The 20,747-nt window shown below is 40.0% G+C and carries 20 protein-coding genes; 7 read left to right on the plus strand and 13 right to left on the minus strand.

Going from position 1 to position 20,747, the window contains the following annotated elements; all coding sequences use genetic code 11:
- Positions 1-110: 110 nt before the first annotated feature.
- Entirely contained in the window at positions 111-1,019 is a 909-nt protein-coding gene (gene crtR / locus BV372_RS11710; RefSeq protein ID WP_086686681.1) for a beta-carotene hydroxylase, read from the minus strand.
- Positions 1,020-1,524: 505 nt separating this feature from the next.
- On the opposite strand from crtR, the gene pyk reads away from it, so the two are divergent.
- On the plus strand, positions 1,525-3,291 hold the full coding sequence (gene pyk / locus BV372_RS11715; RefSeq protein ID WP_086686682.1) for a pyruvate kinase: 1,767 nt from the start codon (positions 1,525-1,527) through the stop codon (positions 3,289-3,291).
- 45 nt (positions 3,292-3,336) lie between these two features.
- Here the strand turns inward: pyk and BV372_RS11720 are convergent, their stop codons facing one another.
- The 8 genes from BV372_RS11720 to BV372_RS11755 form a co-directional block, all read right to left on the minus strand.
- Positions 3,337-3,924, minus strand: a complete 588-nt coding sequence (locus BV372_RS11720; protein ID WP_086686683.1) for a Uma2 family endonuclease — start codon at positions 3,922-3,924, stop codon at positions 3,337-3,339.
- A gap of 46 nt (positions 3,925-3,970) precedes the next feature.
- Positions 3,971-5,041, minus strand: coding sequence for a glycosyltransferase family 1 protein (locus BV372_RS11725; protein WP_086686684.1), 1,071 nt, complete (start codon positions 5,039-5,041; stop codon positions 3,971-3,973).
- Positions 5,042-5,056: 15 nt separating this feature from the next.
- Complete coding sequence (locus BV372_RS11730) at positions 5,057-5,977, minus strand: glycosyltransferase family 2 protein (RefSeq protein ID WP_086686685.1); 921 nt, start codon at positions 5,975-5,977, stop codon at positions 5,057-5,059.
- 141 nt (positions 5,978-6,118) lie between these two features.
- The gene (locus BV372_RS11735) at positions 6,119-7,954 is read right to left on the minus strand and encodes a glycosyltransferase family 2 protein (RefSeq protein WP_143845068.1); all 1,836 of its coding nucleotides are present in this window, start codon (positions 7,952-7,954) and stop codon (positions 6,119-6,121) included.
- Between the two features lie 233 nt (positions 7,955-8,187).
- Positions 8,188-9,459 (minus strand): glycosyltransferase family 4 protein, encoded by a 1,272-nt coding sequence (locus tag BV372_RS11740; RefSeq protein WP_086686687.1) that lies wholly within the window; start codon positions 9,457-9,459, stop codon positions 8,188-8,190.
- A gap of 196 nt (positions 9,460-9,655) precedes the next feature.
- Positions 9,656-10,387 (minus strand): ABC transporter ATP-binding protein, encoded by a 732-nt coding sequence (locus BV372_RS11745; RefSeq protein WP_086686688.1) that lies wholly within the window; start codon positions 10,385-10,387, stop codon positions 9,656-9,658.
- On the minus strand, positions 10,388-11,194 hold the full coding sequence (locus BV372_RS11750) for an ABC transporter permease (RefSeq protein WP_086686689.1): 807 nt from the start codon (positions 11,192-11,194) through the stop codon (positions 10,388-10,390).
- A gap of 300 nt (positions 11,195-11,494) precedes the next feature.
- Positions 11,495-11,704 (minus strand): hypothetical protein, encoded by a 210-nt coding sequence (locus BV372_RS11755; RefSeq protein ID WP_179198058.1) that lies wholly within the window; start codon positions 11,702-11,704, stop codon positions 11,495-11,497.
- A gap of 355 nt (positions 11,705-12,059) precedes the next feature.
- Here BV372_RS11755 and BV372_RS11760 point away from each other — a divergent pair, with 355 nt between their 5' ends.
- From BV372_RS11760 to BV372_RS11775, 5 genes are all read left to right on the plus strand, one after another.
- Positions 12,060-12,254 (plus strand): DUF2862 domain-containing protein, encoded by a 195-nt coding sequence (locus tag BV372_RS11760; protein WP_086686690.1) that lies wholly within the window; start codon positions 12,060-12,062, stop codon positions 12,252-12,254.
- A 71-nt stretch (positions 12,255-12,325) separates the two neighbouring features.
- Positions 12,326-13,426 carry an ArsA family ATPase gene (locus BV372_RS11765; RefSeq protein ID WP_086686691.1) on the plus strand — a complete coding sequence of 367 codons (1,101 nt, stop codon included), beginning with the start codon at positions 12,326-12,328 and terminating at the stop codon, positions 13,424-13,426.
- Positions 13,427-13,488: 62 nt separating this feature from the next.
- Entirely contained in the window at positions 13,489-13,764 is a 276-nt protein-coding gene (locus BV372_RS35155; protein ID WP_143845070.1) for a hypothetical protein, read from the plus strand.
- 9 nt (positions 13,765-13,773) lie between these two features.
- Positions 13,774-14,814, plus strand: coding sequence for a chlorophyll synthase ChlG (gene chlG / locus BV372_RS11770; protein ID WP_086686692.1), 1,041 nt, complete (start codon positions 13,774-13,776; stop codon positions 14,812-14,814).
- Positions 14,815-14,905: 91 nt separating this feature from the next.
- A complete protein-coding gene (locus BV372_RS11775; RefSeq protein WP_086686693.1) occupies positions 14,906-15,193 on the plus strand; it encodes a hypothetical protein in 288 nt (95 codons plus the stop codon).
- Positions 15,194-15,265: 72 nt separating this feature from the next.
- On the opposite strand, the gene BV372_RS11780 is transcribed toward BV372_RS11775, so the two are convergent.
- From BV372_RS11780 to BV372_RS11795, 4 genes are all read right to left on the minus strand, one after another.
- The gene (locus BV372_RS11780) at positions 15,266-16,222 is read right to left on the minus strand and encodes an alcohol dehydrogenase catalytic domain-containing protein (RefSeq protein ID WP_086686694.1); all 957 of its coding nucleotides are present in this window, start codon (positions 16,220-16,222) and stop codon (positions 15,266-15,268) included.
- 128 nt (positions 16,223-16,350) lie between these two features.
- A complete protein-coding gene (locus BV372_RS11785; protein WP_086686695.1) occupies positions 16,351-16,938 on the minus strand; it encodes a hypothetical protein in 588 nt (195 codons plus the stop codon).
- A gap of 158 nt (positions 16,939-17,096) precedes the next feature.
- Complete coding sequence (locus tag BV372_RS11790) at positions 17,097-17,903, minus strand: inositol monophosphatase family protein (RefSeq protein WP_086686696.1); 807 nt, start codon at positions 17,901-17,903, stop codon at positions 17,097-17,099.
- A gap of 150 nt (positions 17,904-18,053) precedes the next feature.
- On the minus strand, positions 18,054-19,487 hold the full coding sequence (locus BV372_RS11795; protein WP_086686697.1) for a BCD family MFS transporter: 1,434 nt from the start codon (positions 19,485-19,487) through the stop codon (positions 18,054-18,056).
- A gap of 252 nt (positions 19,488-19,739) precedes the next feature.
- On the opposite strand from BV372_RS11795, the gene BV372_RS11800 reads away from it, so the two are divergent.
- A complete protein-coding gene (locus BV372_RS11800; protein WP_086686707.1) occupies positions 19,740-20,687 on the plus strand; it encodes an aldo/keto reductase in 948 nt (315 codons plus the stop codon).
- Positions 20,688-20,747: the final 60 nt, after the last annotated feature.

A 20,747-nucleotide genomic window follows, 5' to 3' on the forward strand; every position in this document is an offset into this window, starting at 1 on the left:
ATTTTAATGCCACATTCTTAGCCGAAAAATAAGCAGTTAGGCAGAAAACTGGTTGAGTCAGCCAATGGTTAATGGGCAAGATGAAAGGCCATTAACCATTAGTCCATCCGCTATGTTTTGTTAATTTCAGTTGGTTTGTGGTGATGTAATCTAATTCCTAAAAATATATCGTAAACAAACTCAAAGAAATCTTTCTTTTGTAATAATCCTGAAGTTTGGTAACAACCTTTTTCATCTAACAGTGGTTTCATTAAATGGTAGGTAGGCTGATAATTGTACCAGGGAATTGAAGGCCACAAATGATGAATTAGGTGATAATTCTGTCCCAGAATCAAGATATTGAGAATTGGGTTAGGGTAGACCCGAGCATTTTTCCAGCGATCGCGCTCCTCAAAGGGACGATGAGGCAGATAATCAAAGAATAATCCCAGTGCTATGCCCACAATAAATGCTGGTATAAACCAAAAATTGAGAATGTAACCCAAAAAGTGGTACTGAACTGAAATATAAACAATTGCACCAATAATCAAGCGACTGATGAACCATTCTAGTAGCTCATATTTCCGCCACAGTTGCCTTTGAAAGAAAAATACTTCATGGTACAAAAACCTTACCGCAATCAGCCACAGCGGTCCGCCAGTTGAGACGTAATGATCTGGATCATCTTTGGGATGATTGACATGGGCATGATGCTGCAAATGCACTCGTGTAAACACTGGAAAGGCAAAGGCCAGCATTAGGGCACTACCATGCCCTAACATCGCATTAATTACCCGATTGCGATGGGCAGCTTGGTGGCAAGCATCGTGAATCACAGTCCCGGAACAATGCAAGGCCAAAGTATTAACACTAAAGCATAGCCAGTGCGGCCATTCCCACAGCCAGTAACCAAAGTTAGATAGAACTAGCATCGTCACTGCTGCAAAAAATAGCAGCATTGTCGGGTTAAAATCACCGGGAGGTGCTAAAAATTCCTTGGGAGGGACTGTCAGTGGCTTCTTTGCCTCCGACGTGAGCATTCTGATCTCCTTCTTTATCAAACATTACGAATATACGATAAAGATTAGTAAATAATAAACTTTTATAAAATTTTGTATAGCAAGCTTGATCAGCAGTTTTGCGGATAGTGTAGATAAATAACGCTATGATTCCAAACAAGACTTGAGTATTTGCTATTAGTAGGGGTGTAGCAATACTAAGAATTGAATGGAAGGATATCATCCTGGGGATGGATGGAACCAAGATTAGTGTACGATAACTAGTCTATCCTACTCCTTTGAAGCCCCCGTTAAAAGGAGTCTTTATTAGCCCACTACTAATGCAGCGCGGCATTAATAAATATACTATTCAAGACAGCGCAAAAGCCTAGAACACAAGATTTTAGGCTGTTGAGTTCCGCGCAGCGGGATTTTAGCCTTTATTCCCCTTTCTAACTGCTGCCATCTTATTGATATAGCAGCGACGGAAATGAAAATGCCCCTTAATTTACGATGGTTTCCTAGATAGATCCTAGAATCAGCCCCTATGCAATTAAGAGATTCTCTACGCCGCACAAAAATTGTCGCTACGATTGGGCCTGCCACTAGCAGTCCAGAAATGCTCAAAGCGATCATTGAAGCGGGTGCAACGACACTAAGGCTAAACTTCTCCCACGGAACTCATGCCGACCATCAGCGTAGTATCCGCTTAATTCGGCAAACCGCTTTTGAACTAAATCAGCCAGTGGCAATTCTCCAAGACTTGCAAGGGCCAAAAATTCGCTTGGGGCGGTTTGAAAATGGGTCTATAGTTGTAGCAAAAGGCGATCGCTTTACCTTGACAAATCGCCCAGTCATTGGCACACAAGACATTAGCTGTGTTACCTACGACTACTTGGCCGAAGAAGTCCCTGTAGGAGCAAAAATTCTCCTTGATGATGGGCGAGTAGAAATGCTAGTTGAAGAAATTAACCGTGATAAAGGTGATTTACATTGTCGTATTACCGTAGCAGGTAAACTTTCTAACAATAAAGGTGTGAACTTTCCAGGAGTTTACCTTTCCATTAAGGCAATGACCGACAAAGACCGCGAGGATCTAATGTTTGGTCTAGATCAGGGCGTAGACTGGGTAGCACTTTCTTTTGTGCGCAATCCTCAGGATCTCATCGAAATTAAAGAGCTAATTTCCAGCACAGGCAAGAATGTACCCGTAGTTGCCAAAATTGAAAAGCACGAAGCCATTGAACAAATGGAAGCAGTTCTGGCTTTGTGTGATGGCGTTATGGTTGCTAGAGGTGATTTAGGAGTTGAACTACCAGCAGAAGACGTTCCGGTGCTACAAAAGCGACTAATTGCTACAGCAAATCGCTTGGGAATTCCCATCATCACTGCCACGCAAATGTTAGATAGTATGGTGAGTAATCCCCGCCCCACTCGTGCCGAGGTGTCGGATGTGGCAAACGCGATTTTAGATGGTACAGATGCTGTCATGCTCTCTAATGAAACGGCTGTAGGCAATTACCCTGTAGAAGCTGTAGCAACTATGGCTAGAATTGCCGAGCGCATTGAACAGGAAGAACGGCAAAACGCCAATCGTCAGTTAAGAGATACGCGTCGTTCCATTCCCAACGCCATTAGTCAAGCTGTAGGACAAATTGCAGAACAGCTGGGTGCATCGGCAATTATGACCCTAACCCAAACTGGAGCAACTGCTCGAAATGTGTCTAAGTTCCGTCCTCAAACACCAATTTTGGCTATCACCCCCCATGTGAATGTAGCGCGACAATTACAAATGGTGTGGGGAGTCAAACCGCTGTTAGTCCTAGAACTACCTTCTACTGGTCAGACTTTTCAAGCTGCAATCAATGTCGCTCAAGAGAATAAGCTACTAACTGAGGGTGATTTGGTTGTGATGACAGCCGGTACACTCCAAGGTGTTTCCGGCTCTACAGATTTAATTAAAGTTGAAGTGGTAACAGCAATTCTCGGTCAGGGAATTGGATTAGGACAAGGTTCTGTAAGCGGTCGCGCCAGAGTTGCCCACACGGGTATGGATGCAAGTAACTTTAATCCTGGAGATATTCTAGTTGCCCCCCGCACGACTGCCGATTTTGTCGAAGCAATTCGCAAAGCTTCAGGGATTATTACAGAAGAAGAAAGTCTCACCAGCCATGCAGCAGTAATTGGCTTGCGTCTAGGTGTACCAGTAATTGTCGGGGTGAAGAAAGCGACGCAAGTAATTCGGGATGGGGCAATTTTAACGCTGGATATGCAACGGGGTTTGATTTACTCTGGGGCGGTGGGAACACCTTAAAAAATTCATAATTACGAATTATGAATTACTGAAAAATCTCTATTTCTACTCTGGTTCATTTTCAAACTTAACTCGTTCGTAAATCTGGCGATGGGGAATTTGGCAGTTTGCTGAAGCTAAAGTTAAAACTCCATCTTCATCGTCAGATTCTTTAAACAGCCAGTTACCCTCTGATGTTTTGCTAAATTGTTCAATATGAAATTGATATTGGTCAATTAAAATATATTCTTGGAATTCTGGAATTGAACGGTAATAAGTAAATTTATCTCCTCTATCTCGACTACTAGTAGATTTAGAAAGTATCTCAAAAATAAGACTGGGATTGATAACTGTGTCTGTGCGTCCTTCTTGAAAGATGGGTTCGTCTTTGATTATCAGGACATCTGGATATGTGTATTCCCGATAACGAGGAATCCATAGACGTAGATCGCTAGTGTAGACGAGATAATCTTGTTGTCTAAGAGCAAGTCCGAGAGCAATTATTAAATTAATCATAATTTGATTATGATTAATCGAGCCGCCAGTCATTGGTACGATTTCCCCGTTACGGTATTCGCTGCGGTACTCAGCACTCTCTTCAAGCGTTAAGTATTCCTCAATAGAATATAAGCGGGGGGCAGTTTGCACAACCATAAGATTTATTGGCTAAATATTTAGCAAGTTTACTTTAGCCTAGCACTCACAGATAGCGTGATAAAACTTCGGCGGTGGCTTGTCCTGTTTTCTCCCAACTGAACTGATTTGCTCTAGCAATACCTTGAGTAGAAAGATGCGATCCCAAGCTTGAATCATTTGCAACAGCCTGTATAGCTTCTGTTATTTCTCCTGGATTGTAGGGATTGATCAAGATTGCAGCATCGCCAGCTACTTCAGGAAGGGAAGATATATTAGAAGTAATGACGGGAGTACCACAAGCCATTGCTTCTAAAACAGGTAAGCCAAAGCCTTCCCATAAACTAGGAAAGACAAGCGCGATCGCGCTATTGATGATTTTTGGTAATTCGTTGTAAGAAACATAATCGAGGAACCTGACTTGATTAGTTATCCCCAGTTCCTGAACTTGTACTTTTAAATTTGGGGTGTAACGTGGATCAGTTGGCCCTGCTAACCACAATTCGTAGTCATATTTGTTAGGTAGGGCCGCAAATGCAGTAATTAAGCGCTCAAGATTTTTGTGAGGATTATGCCGTCCTAAATATAGAAAATAATTTTGTCTTGGTAAATCTAAAAAAGTAAAATTTTTACTGTCATACGCTAGTGGAATAGGACTAATTTTATCCTCTGCAACTCCCAAAAAACTACTTAAATCTTGAGCCGTCGTTATCGAATTACAAATAACGTGTTCTGACTGTTGGATAACAGCAGCAACATAATAACTGCAATAAATTTTCTGTACTGCGGAAAAATATTGCGGAAACCTTAAAGGAATTAAATCATGAACAGTAATAATATAAGAGCAAGAAGAAAATAACGGAGCTTCTGGAATAGGAGAAAATAATACTCTAGATTTAAGCTGAAGATAAAGCCTTGGCAAATAAAATTGTGTCCATATCAGGCGCTTTAAATGTCCTTTTATACCAAACTCTGTCGTAATATTAAGAGGAGATTGGTGACATTTTAGTTCTGTAATTTCAATTGGGCTTAATACGTCTATATCTAAATCTTTTAGCACTTTTAATAAATTTAAACTATAGCTTAGCCAACCTGTTTGTTGTGTTGGAGCAAAAGATAAATTGGCTAATATAGTCATAAAAAAACAATTCAGTTATTGACTAGACAACGATACTGTAAAAGCAGGTTTTTTAACTGTAAATAATAAAATAATAATTTTTAAACAATTAGGATTAGCTGTAGTGATAAACTCTCCAAAAAATTTATAAAAAAGATATAAACGCAATACTAACTGCTCCCATAAAGGACGATGTTTTTGATAATAGTAAAGTTGACTACGCCTATATTCAAGAGCCATTAAGCTTGCAGTTTTTTGGATTGAGTATCCTTTTAAATGAATTAAAGATACATGAGGTGTGTAGATTATTTTATATCCCTGATTTTGTATTCTCTGGCACAAGTCTGACTCTTCAAAATACATAAAAAAGTTTTCGTCAAACCCGCCTAAAGCATGAAATAGACTAGAACGAATAAAGAAAGCAGCACCCACAACAATATCTACTTCTTGTATTTCTTGGAATTTCTGCGCAATAAAATTTAATTTAGAGGCATTTTGATAAGCTTGGTGCAGCCGACGAGCTTGATATTCGCCTTTAATACCTAATGCTGGGGATACAGAAATCTGTAAGCTTCCATCTAAATTCAATAATTTTGGCCCAATAATTGCTACTTGTGGATTTGCATACATCAAGTCAATCAAATATGGCAAAATATTACTTATTAGAATTGTATCAGTGTTTAATAAAAATAAAAATTCCCCAGATGCTACTTTAGCACCAGCGTTATTCCCTGCTCCAAAACCACGATTTTCTGGTTGTTTAATCAGGTGAATATAGGGATATTTCTCTAAAATTAATTCTGGGCTGCCATCGTTAGAGCCATTATCTACGACAATTATTTCGTAATTAGATGTATTAACAAATGTTTCTATAGAATTCAAGCAATCTGGTAAAACATTGATGCCGTTATAGTTAACTATAATAATTGATACAGAGATTGGTGATTCTTGATTCATTATTTCATTAAAATTTAGTCATACGGTGTACTTTATCAAAGGAAGAATTTTTAATTGAAAAACTCTGTTAAGGGATAGATAATTTTTTTTACCATAATCCATGATAAATTAACACAAGTAATGGCTATTAAAAAATAGAAATTATTTATTCTTGAATTGTAAGTTTTTCAGACGCTTGAAATTAGTAAAGTGGTAATATAACCATTTAAAAAGAATAAATCTTAAGAAAATTGATTTTAACTTATATTTAAATCCAATTTGAACTTGGCTATTTAAATTAATTGGTTCGTTTGCTATTTGTGAAATAGATGTAGCCATTTTTAACTTTTTTTGCTTTTCTATAGCAATTGTGTAATAAGCATCTAAAGATTGTTTTCGTACAATCCACTCATCGAGAGTTACAGGAACTCGATACATAGATGTAGTCTTGTCAATAAATAAAAAATCATCTTTCAAAGAGTAACGAGTCCATAAGTTCCAGTCTTCGAAATTTTCTAGAGCTTCGTCAAAACCTCCATGATAATCATACAATTTTCTATCAAATAAAATAGACTGTATGGGAATAAAATTATGCTGAAACAACAAATCTCGAGAAAATGGTTGCTGATAAATAGTTTTATATGAAATTTCTATATATTTTAAAGGTTCTACGGAAATCAATTTTGTACCAACTTCCCAAGATGTCGAATAAGTAGCTGCAATATTTGGATTACTTAATAATTCATTAGCTAGTACTTCTATATGATCTGCAAAAAATAGATCGTCATCATCAAGAAACACTATAAATTTACCAGTAGTTTGGGACAAACCTAAATTTCCTGTATGACAGCGCCCATTCTTTGGTTCTGCTTTGTAGATTACTTTTAATTTACTGTTTTTTGCAAGCTGCTCTATGTAATCTTGGGCTGTATTTGAACCATCTTCTATAACTATCAACTCTATATGAGGGTATGTTTGATTTAGTACAGAGGTTACAGCTTCTTTGAGATATGAAAGTCTTCCTTGATAAGTACGAATAATAACGCTTACTAAAGGAAGAGAAGGATGGGCTTGCTGCGGATACTGATAAAAAGCACCATTTCTAGTTAATCCATAATCCCACTTGTGGATAGGAAATAATTTTTGGCTTTGTTTACGTGTGCTTAAAAAATATATCGAATTTTGCAATAGTTTCCATAGGTTCTGAAGTAAATCTGGTTGTACATTATAAATAAAAGATGTTGATAAGCATAATTTTAAATACATTAAAGGTATAACAACTATTTGTCTCCAAGAGCCATACCTGAGTCTGATATAACTATTTGCTAAAGTACTACCTAAAAATTGCAGTCTTTTAAATTGATTAGGGTATTCATAGGTATAATGCCAACATACAGACGCAGGGCAATATTTAATCCGAAAACCCTTATCTCGCAATCTATAAGAAAGCTCTACGTCTTCTCCATAAAGAAAAATTTTTTCTTCGTATCCTTTGACGCTTTCAAGAGCAGAACGACGAAAAAGTACACAAGCATGAGATGACCAGTAGGTCTCTAGAGTAACAGGATTATAATATTTTGGATGTTCAAACGGTTTTTGACGAAATTCCCAAGAAGCTACATCACTGTCATCTGCGATCGCAGTATTTATCGCTGTTAAAATAGCATCATCTGCAAACTCTAAATCAATATTAGAAACTAAAAAATAGGGAGAATTCCCTTGCGCTAAGTTGTAGTTATGTCCACAACCAAATCCTAAATTAGAGCGCTCAAATATTTTAAAACTATAAAAGCAGTCTGAATATTTTTCGGCAATTGTTTCACATAATCTAACTGTATTGTCTGTTGATTGATTGTCTGTTATTAAAATATTAATTAGATTGATAGGGTAACTTTGTTTTAAGAGACTGCTAAAAAACTGCTCTACCCATTTAGCTGAATTATAAGTAACTAGAGAAATATCAAGCAGAATTAAATGAGGAGATTCCAATTTATTCAAGCCTGTCACCTTGACGGTTAGAATAGGGATGATTGTTTTGTTTTAAACTTATATAGCAATCCCATCAAACAGAGAAAAAAACTGGAAATTAAAACTATGTGTGAATAGTATTTTCAGCTTTTCTTCCTTTCCCAAAAGCCTAGGATTGCTATAGCTTTTTATACATGAAGACAATCTTTCAACATTCTTGCTTCAGATTAATCAAACTCACTACACAGAACTGAAAAGGAATGTTATGCCGTAGTCAGGAACATATATACTTTTTCTAAAGCATCATCCCAGCTAAAATTACTTAAAAATTTCACACCATTATTAGATATCTCTTTGCGCAAATTAGGATTCTCTATAAGGCGGTCAATTTTACTTTCTAACTCCGAAATAATTGGTTTTGAATACAAACCATTATAATTGTCTTGAATTAGCCAATCTTTTGCATCTGATTTGTTAGTTACAACACATACACCACAAGCCATTAATTCAAGAGGTAGATAGGAGGTATGAGGAGTATACATAGTTACTAGTCCTATGTGACATCTTCTATACAAGCTTCCTGTATTTTCATAAGGCAGTAAACCCAGTTTACTAAAGTGATTAGGATATTGATCTAAAAGCGGATCGTTATATACACTTCCTGCCAAAACTATATCTACTCTATCTTCCCATTTTTCCTTAATTCTTTTTAAGGTAGATATGCCTAAAGAAAAGCCATTGCGCCCAGAATTAGGTCTACAGTAGTAAAATATTCTAGTAGGTAAACTTTCATTTGCGACTCTATTAGCTTCGTAGTGAAAAATATTTCTATCTACCGAAGGATTAAAGTAAACTCCTCTATCAGGATTGTGTCTTCTACTATAATATTCGTACAAACCCTGTGTATTTATTATGGGAATAAATCCCAAATGGTAAGTTAATTCAGCTAAACCTGAAATTGCTCCTGCTTGGTAACACAGAGGTTCATAGTCTTGAATAAAGTAGTATTTTATCTTGACTCTATTAAATGATAATGATGAATATGCAGAGGGCCAATCTGTTGCAAAGGATATATCAGAATCAGGAATTTTAGAAACATCGTCTATAGTTTTTTGAAAGAAAATCTCAGCCTGGTCAAGATTTGGGAATGTCTTGCAAATGCGCTCTGCATAATCGCTCTGTTCTGCTTGAGGACAGTCCCTAACCGACAATCTGACCTTAATACCCTTAGAAATTAAATAATTACAGAATCTGTATATTGTAAAGATTCCCCCATAATATGGAAATGGAATATAAGGTACAAACCAAGTAGCCGAAGTTATTTTTTCACCAAAATATTTTTCTTGCTTAGAAGTGACTTCTTCATTAGCTTGTAAATCCTCTAATGACGGATTAAATCTCTCTATATCCCCAACTTCACTAAAACTTGCAGATCTAGTTTCGATAATTTTCTGAGTAATTTTATTTTTGATTTTCTGTGGTAATAAAGCTTTGCCACGGCGTGCAACTGAATACAGTAAATTACTAAAACCCATTAATTTAATACTCCTGCCCAAGTTTACAATTCCAAGTTTTTAAATGTTTAGTATCATATCATTTTGCTAAGAATATGCCAAATTTATTAATTTATAATTAATGATTTGAGCCTTGCAGCAATAGATAAATAACCAAGCTATTAATGCTTAGCCAGCAATTGACAAGATACCAGTTTATAAAAAACAAGCTCAATATTTACACTGATTTTAAATAACAATCGACTACTTCACTAGCTTTGCCAGTAGTGCGAATTGTACCTCTATCTAGCCAAATTGCTCGTTGACAAGACTGCTTGATAAAACCTAAATCATGAGAAACTACTAAAACTGTCGCATCACAATTCCAAAACTTATCTATTCTTTGTTTGCACTTACTCCTAAAACTTTCATCACCTACTGATAACACCTCATCCAAAATTAAGATATCTGGTTGTATTTCTGTAGCAATAGCAAATCCCAAGCGTGCTACCATCCCCGAAGATAAACCCTTAACTGGTACTAATATATAGTCCTGCAATTCTGCAAATTCCAAAATTGACTGTGTTCTTTTTCTCATTTCATCCTGAGAAAATCCCAGTAACACACCATACAGTAAAATATTATCCCTAACAGAAATTTCAGGATCAAATCCTGCTCCCAGTTCAATCAACGGAGCAATTTTTCCTCTTACCCGTACTGTTCCACTTGTTGATTTAAGAATTCCAGAAATTATTTTCAACAGGGTTGATTTACCAGAGCCATTTGCTCCTATAATACCTACTTTTTCTCCCTGTTCAACAACAAAATCAATTTTGTCCAGTACTAATTTCTTTGCAGACTTGCGATATTTACCTTCAACAATAGATAGCAAAGTTTTCTTGAGGTCATAAGAAAACTCTTCTTGCGTTCGTCGCCAAAGCGAAACTTGATCCAGACGAATTACTTCCATTTACAGCAAATCCATAAATTGATGTCGCCACAAGTGAAAACAAGTCCATCCTAGTGACAAAATAATTATGCCACTCAATAGTGAATACGAGATTAAACTTAAGTCTGGTGAACTTCCAGATAAAGTAATTTGACGTAAACTTTCAATAATTGGTGATAATGGATTTAATCCTAAAAATTGCTTTACCTGCGGTGGAACAATAGCGGCTGGATAAAATACAGGACTACTGACCCAAGTTACAAACACAAGTAACTCATAAAAGTAAGGTAGATCTCTAAAAAAAACGTACAAAGCGCTTACTAAAAATCCCACTCCTGTACAAACTAAAACTAGTGCTAAAAAGGGAAAACCTAGTGCTAAAACATTTATTAGACTCTTAGACTTTACTAAAGTAATCACTGCAAGTAACGGTAAAGTTCCCACTGAAAACTGAAACACATTTGCTGCAATCATCGATACTGGAAAAATGCTTACTGGCAAATGAATTTTATTCAGAAGTGAGCCATTTCCAACTACACTAGTCAATGCCTGAGTAGTAGAAGCTGAGAAAAAATTGATCACAATCAGTCCTGTAAACGCTGCCAATACATAGTTGACTAAAGAATTACCATAATAGGATGCAAAAGTTGCTCCAAAAATCGCAGTATACAACCCCGTCATAATTAAAGGGTTTAACATCGACCAATAAACACCCAAGAAGGAGCCACGATAGCGTACCTTTAAAGTCCTGGCTACTAAAACTTGTAATAATTCCCCGTATCGCTGCACTTGCAACCAAGTTACATTACTTTTAAGCGAAAACTTCATCCCCGAACACCACTACATATTACTAGGCAGGCTAACCGCGAATTTTATCTTATCGGAGCGCAATTTTTCGCATAAATCTCAAGCAAAAAATTTAGCTTACAGTTTAAACTCATAAGCATATTTTACTATTCATGCAAGACTAGTTAAGTTATCGATTAGTTCCTAATGTCCTCTAGCCAAAAGTGAGCAATCTTTTCATCACTATATATATTCTAAAAAGTCAATATGATTATCTTTACTTATATCTAAATTTCATAAAATATAAATATCTAAGGGTCTAATTGCTAAGTTTTACTCACTTCAAGACAGACATTTGAAGCAACTCCCGGCGATCGCACAATAGTCTGCCAATCTCTCTGCTCGTTGCCGTTCCTGTTCTGTTTGTTCTGCCAGCGTCGGCACCGAACCTTGTGCATTATACCAACGCAACCATAAATCTGTTGCCTGCTGATAAGTTGGCCACAATCCGCATTCTAGTTCTAATACCCTTTCTCTTAAATCTGGCAACACATAAATAAATCTCCGTGTCTTTGCGTCCTGCTTCGGGTGACGCTCCTTATCCTGACGGAGACGCTACGCGTAGCTTGCTTCACTGTAGGAGTACTTCGCTACTGGTTCGCTCACGGAAGTTCGGACTCGACGGGAAGCGGAGCCACTACGTTGGACGGGCTCCCTGGTTTGTAGACGCCCGGAAAGCAGCTTCCCGCAGGGTAGCAAGTGGCGTCCAAGACTCCGACTTCGTCACCGCGTCCCCTTTTGTTATTTCCCGCATCCACCTCATCCCCCCTGTTGCTTTTGAAATCTATTACAGGTGAGCCACGGATTCAGCTAAACTGAGACTTGGTTTATTGCATTGTATCTAGGCATGGAAATCGGACAGAAGGTTAAGGTCTTTCGTTTGCGCGATCGCGTATCTCCCCCTGTTGTAAAAAGATTAGGTCAAGTTGGCATTATCCTCGGCTACAAAATGACAGATGCTAGCGGTGTTGGTGTAGTGGTGCAATTTGAAGACAATTTCTCCACTTGGTTTTTTGAAGATGAACTTAAACTCGTACAGTAGGCGGAAGCTGAGAAGATTTGCCGAGTGCTAAGTTGGAGTTGACAACATCGGCGGTAACTGGAAATCAAGTAATGACCCTGATATTGACATTTTTGGGCAAAGGCGGCATTGCTCGTACCAAAATTGCGATCGCGGCTGCCAAGCTATTAGCTAACCAAGGCAAGCGCGTACTCCTAGCAGGACTTGCAGAACCAGCATTACCTATCCTGCTGGATACTACCCTGACTTCCGACCCCCAAGAAGTTGCTCCTAATTTGCAAGTAGTACAGTTTCAAGCATCTGTTCTGCTAGAGCGCAATTGGGAAGAAGTAAAAAAACTTGAGGCGCAATACCTCCGCACACCGATCATTAAAGACGTTTACGCTCAAGAATTGGTGGTATTGCCGGGGATGGACAGTGCTCTTGCCCTCAATGCGATCCGTGAATATGATGCCAGCGGCAAATATGATGTGATTGTCTATGATGGCACAGGTGAGGCTTCCACCTTGCGGATGTTGGGATTGCCAGAGTCTCTTAGCTGGTATGTCCGGCGCTTTCGGCAATTATTTGTTAACTCTGATTTGGGAAAAACAATTGCAGAATCGCCCTTGATTCAACCGCTGATTAGCACCTTGTTCAATTTCAATTGGACAACAGATAACTTCGCACAACCTACTAATCAAGTTAATAATCTCCTAGAACAGGGTAAAGCTGCCCTTGCCGACCCCCAGCGCGTTGCTGCCTTTTTGGTAACTACACCAGAACCAATTGAGGTAGCAAGCACCCGTTATTTGTGGGGTAGCGCTCAACAAGTCGGTATTACTGTTGGCGGCGTTATCCTTGTCTCTTCCCAGAGTCACCACAATCTCACAGAGGAATTTACCCCTCTACCTATTAATGTGGTTCCTGATGTGCCAAGTGGTGAGTGGCAATCGCTAATAGATGCTCTACCCAACTTTGCGCAGCAAGCATTACAAGCTCCCAAACCCATTGAGATCGATATTCACAACCGTCAGGTACGCTTATTCTTGCCTGGATTTGACAAAAAACAAGTCAAACTCACTCAGTATGGGCCAGAGGTGACAGTCGAAGCTGGGGATCAGCGGCGGAATATTTCCCTACCCCCCTCTTTGAGTGGCAAACCCGTTACTGGGGCGAAGTTTCAGAATAGTTATTTGATAATTTCGTTTTAGGCTATAGGTAATGGCGACTGGGTAGTGGGATCGGGAGGGCAAGGGGAAATAACAAATGCCCAATGACGCCAGTTGTTACCCTACCCTTCTCCAGCGGAGACGCTATGCGTAGCTTGCTTCCCATAGGGGTACGGGAACGCTTTCAGCGAATGGAAAGCCGCCCTCCGGGGTCTACAACGCGCTTTCCCCACGCAACGCACTGGCTTCCCAGTGCCCCATACCCAAGGACGCCAGTTGCTACCGTGTGGGAAGCTGCTAGCCTGTGGCAATGCCTAACGGCGATCGCGTCTACAAGTCTGGTGACAGAACGCACTTGCTCCCCAATGCCCAATTCATAAATAGTTCTTATGTCTGATTCAACTCCCATTACTCCAAATTCCAATCCTGCGGAAGCAGTAGACTCAGTTAATACGAGTGAAGAAATCACAGCAATTGCCGATCGCAGTGCTAAAACTAGGCAACTGCTGGGAATGAAAGGCGCAGCGCCAGGAGAAACCTCTATTTGGAAAATCCGGTTGCAACTGATGAAGCCGATCACTTGGATTCCCTTAATTTGGGGCGTAGTTTGCGGTGCTGCTTCTTCTGGGAACTATACTTGGACATTGGAAAATGTGTTGAAGGCAGCAGCTTGTATGTTGCTTTCAGGACCACTACTTGCGGGTTACACCCAAACCTTAAATGATTTCTACGATCGCGAAATTGATGCCATTAATGAACCTTACCGTCCTATTCCCTCTGGAGCCATTTCTGTACCCCAGGTAATTACCCAGATAGTTGTATTATTGTTATCTGGTATTGCCTTAGCCTTTGTGCTGGATTTGTGGGCTGGTCATGACTTCCCTAATGTTACGGGTTTGGCTATTTTTGGAACTTTTATTGCCTATATATATTCAGCACCACCACTGAAACTGAAGCAAAACGGCTGGTTAGGAAATTATGCCTTGGGAGCAAGCTATATTGCTTTACCTTGGTGGGCAGGTCACGCTTTATTTGGAGAACTGAATTGGAAAATTGTTGTTCTCACCCTAATTTACAGTTTGGCTGGATTAGGTATTGCCATTGTCAATGACTTCAAGAGTGTAGAAGGCGATCGCCAACTGGGATTACAGTCACTACCTGTAATGTTTGGTGTTAATACTGCGGCGTGGATATGTGTAGTGATGATTGATTTATTTCAGGGATTAATTGCTGCTTATCTAGTTAGTATCCATGAGAATTTGTATGCAGCAATACTTGTACTGTTAATCTTGCCGCAAATCACCTTCCAAGATATGTATTTCCTGCGTGACCCTTTAAAAAACGACGTGAAGTACCAAGCCAGTGCTCAACCTTTCCTCGTCTTGGGAATGCTTGTGACTGGTTTAGCACTGGGTCATGCTGGCGTTTAAGTTATACTTCCTGAGCAAGAAGTTAAGAGTAGGGGGTTAGAAGTTAAGATTACTTCTAACTCCTAATTTTTAATTTTTATCAGAAACTACCATGTTAGAACTAATTTCTTCCCTGATTTATGGGATTCAACTTTTCTTAGTCCCTATTTGCTTTGTTGTTGCTTGGTCTGTGATCGGTCTCTGCGCTTGGAGTCTATGGTCAGCAGCGCGAGATAGTGTCAGTAAAGCCAAGCAAATGCATCAAATACCTTGTACTGGCTGCCAATTTTTTACTGAGGATTACCGCCTCAAATGCACAGTACGTCCCTCGATCGCTAACACAGAAGAGGCTATCAATTGTTCTGATTATCAACCTAAAACCAACCCTATGTTTTACTAAACAGATAAGGGGGATGAGGAAGACAAAGGAGAAATAACTACTGGCTCTTCACCAATGACAACTGACCAATAACTATTGACTAATATCTAACAAAACTTTTAAAACACCTCGACTCTGAGCGTGTTTAAAAGCTGCAAGCCCTTCGTTGAGGTGATAACGAGCATGAATTAAGGGTTGTACATCCACTTGTTCTGTTGCAAGTAATTGGAGTGCAGGTGCAAAAGGACCACAACGGGAACCAATCAGAGTGATTTCGTCGACTACCAAAGAAGAAGCATCTAGGCTTAGATTACCAGCATAAGTACTTTTAAGTATCAGTGTGCCTCTAGAACGTAGGGCACGGCGAGCGATCGCAAATCCCTCGGGATTACCAGTACACTCTACTGAAATATCGAAAAATCTATCTGTAACAGTGTCGGCTAAACCCGTTTTTATGCCTCGTGCCTTTAGGTTGGCAAGTTTGTCTTGATGACGCCCTACGACCAAAAGTTCGCAACCTGTGAGAGCTATTGTTTGTGCCACTATTTGTCCCAGCTTACCATCGCCCACTACCAGTACCCGGTCATTGGTACCTAATTCTACTTGTTGCTGAATTTCTAGAGCTGCTGCTAAGGGTTCGGTAAATGTTGCTACTTCTGTTGGCACATTCTCAGGTACAGGATGTAGGTTTTCTATCGGCAAACAGAGATATTCAGCAAATGCTCCGTGGCGGTTGACAATACCAAGCACAGTGCGATTTTCACAGTGAGACGGTTGTTTACTGCGGCAAAATCGACAATGTCCACAAACAGCGTTAATTTCTCCTACTACTCGCTGGTTAAGTAGGTTTTCTGGCCCTTGTTCGACAACACCAACAAACTCATGTCCTAAAATACCACTGTAGGGATAGTAGCCTCTTAGCAGTTCTAAGTCAGTATTACAAATACCTGCACGCAAAACACGCACAAGAGCTTCTCCTGGCGGTGGTTTCGGGATGGGGATGTCTGTGCGTAATTGTAATTGGTTGTTTTCGAGCCAGAGTCCTTTCATTAGTATTTGACCAATAAGATTCAGGACGGGTAGCGGTCGAACTAAAAAGCAGTAACAGCTATATTTTACATTTGAGACCGCAATAATTACTGAGCCAAGTCAGTAAAAAATAAAATTTAAGTATCAAATTACTCTCTATTTTTCTTAGGAATTGCAGTATGGGTTGCATTATTGGAATTTGGCTGAGTTTTGCTTAGCCAAGTTACTATGTCATCTGCATGTACTGCTATCTCATTTCCTAGAGTCTTAATATATAAAAGTCCGTCGCTAATAGTTAAATCCCTAATCGGATACCATGCATCTCGTGTGCGTATCAGCAGTTCTAATGGAATTCCTAATTGTAAAGCATATTTACGATATTTCCACCAAGCTCGCCATAGGTAGACTGATTTAGTGCCATGCATCTTATAACCATTGGGTACTTGGCAGTAACGATACTCATAGAAACCCCGACGATCTATCTCACCTGTGAGAATATAGCTATAGTCCGCTAATACTTCGTTGATCACGTCCCAATAGGATGAAGTTGCATTAATAGAGAATACTGATGCTGTGTCCGTGAGTTCTGAAGTAGCAATAACACCTTCTATTTTGGCTATTACTTGGTTACTTTTATATACTGTTTGCGCCGTCAAAAAAGGGTTTGACAGCAAGACTTCTTGCTTGTGGATGGAGCTATAAACAAAGACTCGCATCAAATCTAAATTGGACAACATGGCTATTTATGTACTCAGTGCCCCACTGCAACATTATGGGAGTGTCAACACAGTATAAATTAGCTGCACATAATTGACTCAACTCTAAATATAATGAAACCCTTGTTTGCCAATGGTTATACTGGTATACTTTGTAACTAAAATATTTTAATACTTATTTAAATTTTTACACGTGCTAAAAACGGTGTAAACACTGGAACCAATTCTGAACGGCTGACAACAAGGGTAGGAAAAGAGCGATCGCTGTAATCTTCCCCTGCTAAAAGCGGAAATGGCTCTGATTTTAAAGATAACCAAGTTCCGCCAGCCGCTTGGACAATTACCCAAGCGCCTGCCAAATCCCAAACTTTGGGTGTGGCTTCAATACCACCCAAAGTAGCCCCAGTTGCCACTGTCAGGAAGTTATAGCTAGCTACACCTAGCATCCGAATTTTACAGGGAAAGTCTGGTTGTATAGCTGCCGTACTGCGAGAACAGAGATTAAAAAAATGATTATTGCTGGGAGCATCAGCACTTGTGTGGATGGGGTGGTGGTTAAGAAAGGCCCCAGTTGGTGTTGCTAAACCAGACGAACCTTCCCAAAAACCATGAAAAGTTTGACTCAGTTGAGGCACGTAGACATAGCCAAAAATTGGTGTCCCTTGATATAGCAATCCCATCGAAATCGTCCAGATGGGAATGCCTCGTGTAAAGTTAGTGGTACCGTCCAAAGGGTCAATTACCCAGCACCATTCTGTACCTGGAAAAACGCGATCGCTTTCTTCGCTTAAAATGCCGTAACCGGGGAAAGTAGAAGCGATCGCATCTCGAATTGTTTGATCTGCCCATTTATCAGCTTGAGTCACCAAACTGCCATCTGCTTTTTGTAAAGCCTGCACCCGCCCAAAATCTTGCATTAGCTGCTTACCCACTCTGGTAGTGGTGGTTTGGGCAAAATCGAGAATTGTATTCCAAAAGTCATTCATTGATTAATTCTCGCGCAAAGCTGCTTCTAAGCCAAGCAGTCGGGGGGATGAGGGAAGGGAGACAAGGAAATGTGGGAGAAATGGGACAAGGGGGACAAGGAGGACAAGGGAGAAATAACTAATAAGTCTTGACAAATGACAAATGACAATTTAATCTAAATCACTTTCCAAAACAGAAGCGATCGCTTGTTTGGTACTAGTTTGAAATTCGTTCACATTCACCCGATTGAGGAACCAAATCGAAACCAATATTCCCACAGCTTCTAAGACAAATACTAGTCCATAGGCTAATTCCAAGCTAGGTAGTAGCTTGCGACCTGTATCTAAAATTGCACCACCGATTACTACTGCCAACCCTCTAGAGATAGACTGTGCTAGTCCCCATGCTCCAATAAATGTACCGGCGGCTTCAGCAGCTGTGAGATCTAGCATCAAGCTAACTGCTGCCGTTGTTAATACACCAGTAGCTAAACCAAACAAAACTAAACCTAGCTTGAGAAACGCTGGATTAGCAGAGAATCCTGATAGTCCTAGTAGTAAGGAAGAGAATGCCACTAATATGCAACCCAGTCGTGCAGTTTTGCGTTTACCCAAGCGCGGCACAATCAAAAATCCAGTGATGCCGTAGGCAATGAGTATACCTGTGCCGTAAAAAACATTCAATTTAGTACTTTCAGCCAAAGGCATCCGAAAAACTTGACCTGCATAAGGTTCCAAAATTGGATCTTGCATAAACAAGCTGATAGTCATCACTAATAAAAATGTGAAAAACAAGCCTGTTTGCGGGCTAGCCGTCAAGATTTCCCATGCTTTATTTAAGGTGATGCTGTCTTCACGATTCACTACTCTAGAACGTCTAGAGTATTGGGAATATTTTTTCTCCACACCCAATGTCGCCGCGATCGCCAGCCCAAATACAATTGCTGGCACAATCATAAACAGCTTATTGACGGCTGTCTGCAAAGTCGCAATGTTAGCTTCTGGCGTTAATTGCTTCAATAAGCTGGAGCTAATAATTGCCCCAACAATAATTCCTACCATTAGCATCGACCACACAACACCAACCACTTTGGATCGGTTATCTTCTTCAGACACATCCACCAACAAAGCAGCAAAGGCGGTACCACTGGCACAAAGTGCTAGACCATAGACAGCAAAAACTAAGGACAGAAGTGCAGTCCAGCCAATGGTTTGGGTTGTCCATGCCCAAGCACCTGCATTCTTGGCTGCAATATTCAACTGCCACATCACTTGTACGGCTAAAAATGCGGCGATCGCAAATATTGCTGCTCCTGCCCAAACATAAGCTGTACGATGATAACCCCACATTGGCTTTGCATCTGATATCTGACCAAACCAGATGCGTGAAGGCGAAACAAATGCTGGTAATGCCAGAACTAACGACACTAGCGTTGCTGGAATTGCTATTTCCTGAATCATGACTCTGTTAAGTACCCCCAGAGTCAAGATGGACATCATGCTCAACCCCATTTGAAACAAACCTAGCCTAAACATGGTCAGCAGATTGACCCTTGGCAAAGCTAGGGAGTTGGTTGGGGAATCAAATGCGTCACTGCTTGCCATAGCTACTTTATTTATCTGGAATCTTATTCTCCCATTTACTCAAGATAAACCCTGCTGATTCCCTATTTTTCTAAAATTCATCCAGTTTATAACATTTGCCATTTGTCATTTGTCATTGGGCATTGCTAATTGCTATCCTCTCCTTGTCTCCTACATCCCCCTCATGCCCTTCCCCTCGGTTGATTACGCGCCGAATGTGTAACGATACACTAGAAATGTAAATAAATGTAACAAAATTAAATGTTGACAAACGTGGAAACCATCACATTGGGGAAAAATGGACCTGTTGTTACACCCTTATGCCTTGGGACTTGGGCATGGGGTGATAAACTTTTTTGGAATTATGGCGATGGCTACGGCGTAGAACAGTTAAAAGAAGCCTTTACCGCAGCTTTAGAGGCTGGTGTTACTTTTTTTGACACTGCGGAAATTTACGGATTAGGAACCAGTGAAGAGTTTTTGGGGCAGTTTTTGCAACAAACACAGCAACCTGTACAAATTGCTACAAAATTTGGACCTCTACCGTGGCGCTTTACAGGTCAATCAGTCTCCGATGCTTTAACAGAAAGTCTCAAGCGCTTACAACTAGACCGAATTGCCCTGTACCAAGTCCATTGGCCGTTCACCTTCTTTTTGAGCCAAGAAACACTGATGAACGCCCTAGCAGATGAAGTGCAGCGGGGCAGAATTGGCGCAGTTGGTGTGAGTAATTACTCAGCAGCACAAATGCGAGAAGCACAGCAGATTTTGGCAGCTAGGGGAGTATCTTTGGCTGTAAACCAGGTACGCTACTCTTTGCTGTCTCGCCAAATTGAAAGCCAAGGTATTCTCGACACGGCTCGTGAGTTAGGTGTAACAATTTTGGCATATAGTCCTTTAGCCCAGGGTTTACTCACAGGCAAATACACTAGCGATCGCAGCGAAACGCCTACTGGTGCTAGAAGGATAGACCCACGATTTAATAAAGAAGGGCTACAAAAAATTTCACCTGTAATATCTTTGCTCCAGCAATTTGGAGAAAAATACGATTGCACCCCTGCCCAAGTTGCCCTTAATTGGTTAATTGCTCAAGGTAATGTTATTCCCATTGCTGGTGTGAAGACAGCCCAACAAGTAAAACAAAATGCTGGCGCTTTGGGCTGGAGATTGAGCGACGCTGAAATTAGCGAATTAGAACAAGTCACTCGCCCTTGGCTGTAAGATTTTTTTTGGCAATAGTCAGTTTGAGTTGAGTTTAAATTCTTAACTCAAACTTTACAG

Origin of the sequence: Nostoc sp. T09, assembly GCF_002154695.1 — a bacterium.
Lineage (GTDB): Bacteria > Cyanobacteriota > Cyanobacteriia > Cyanobacteriales > Nostocaceae > Aulosira.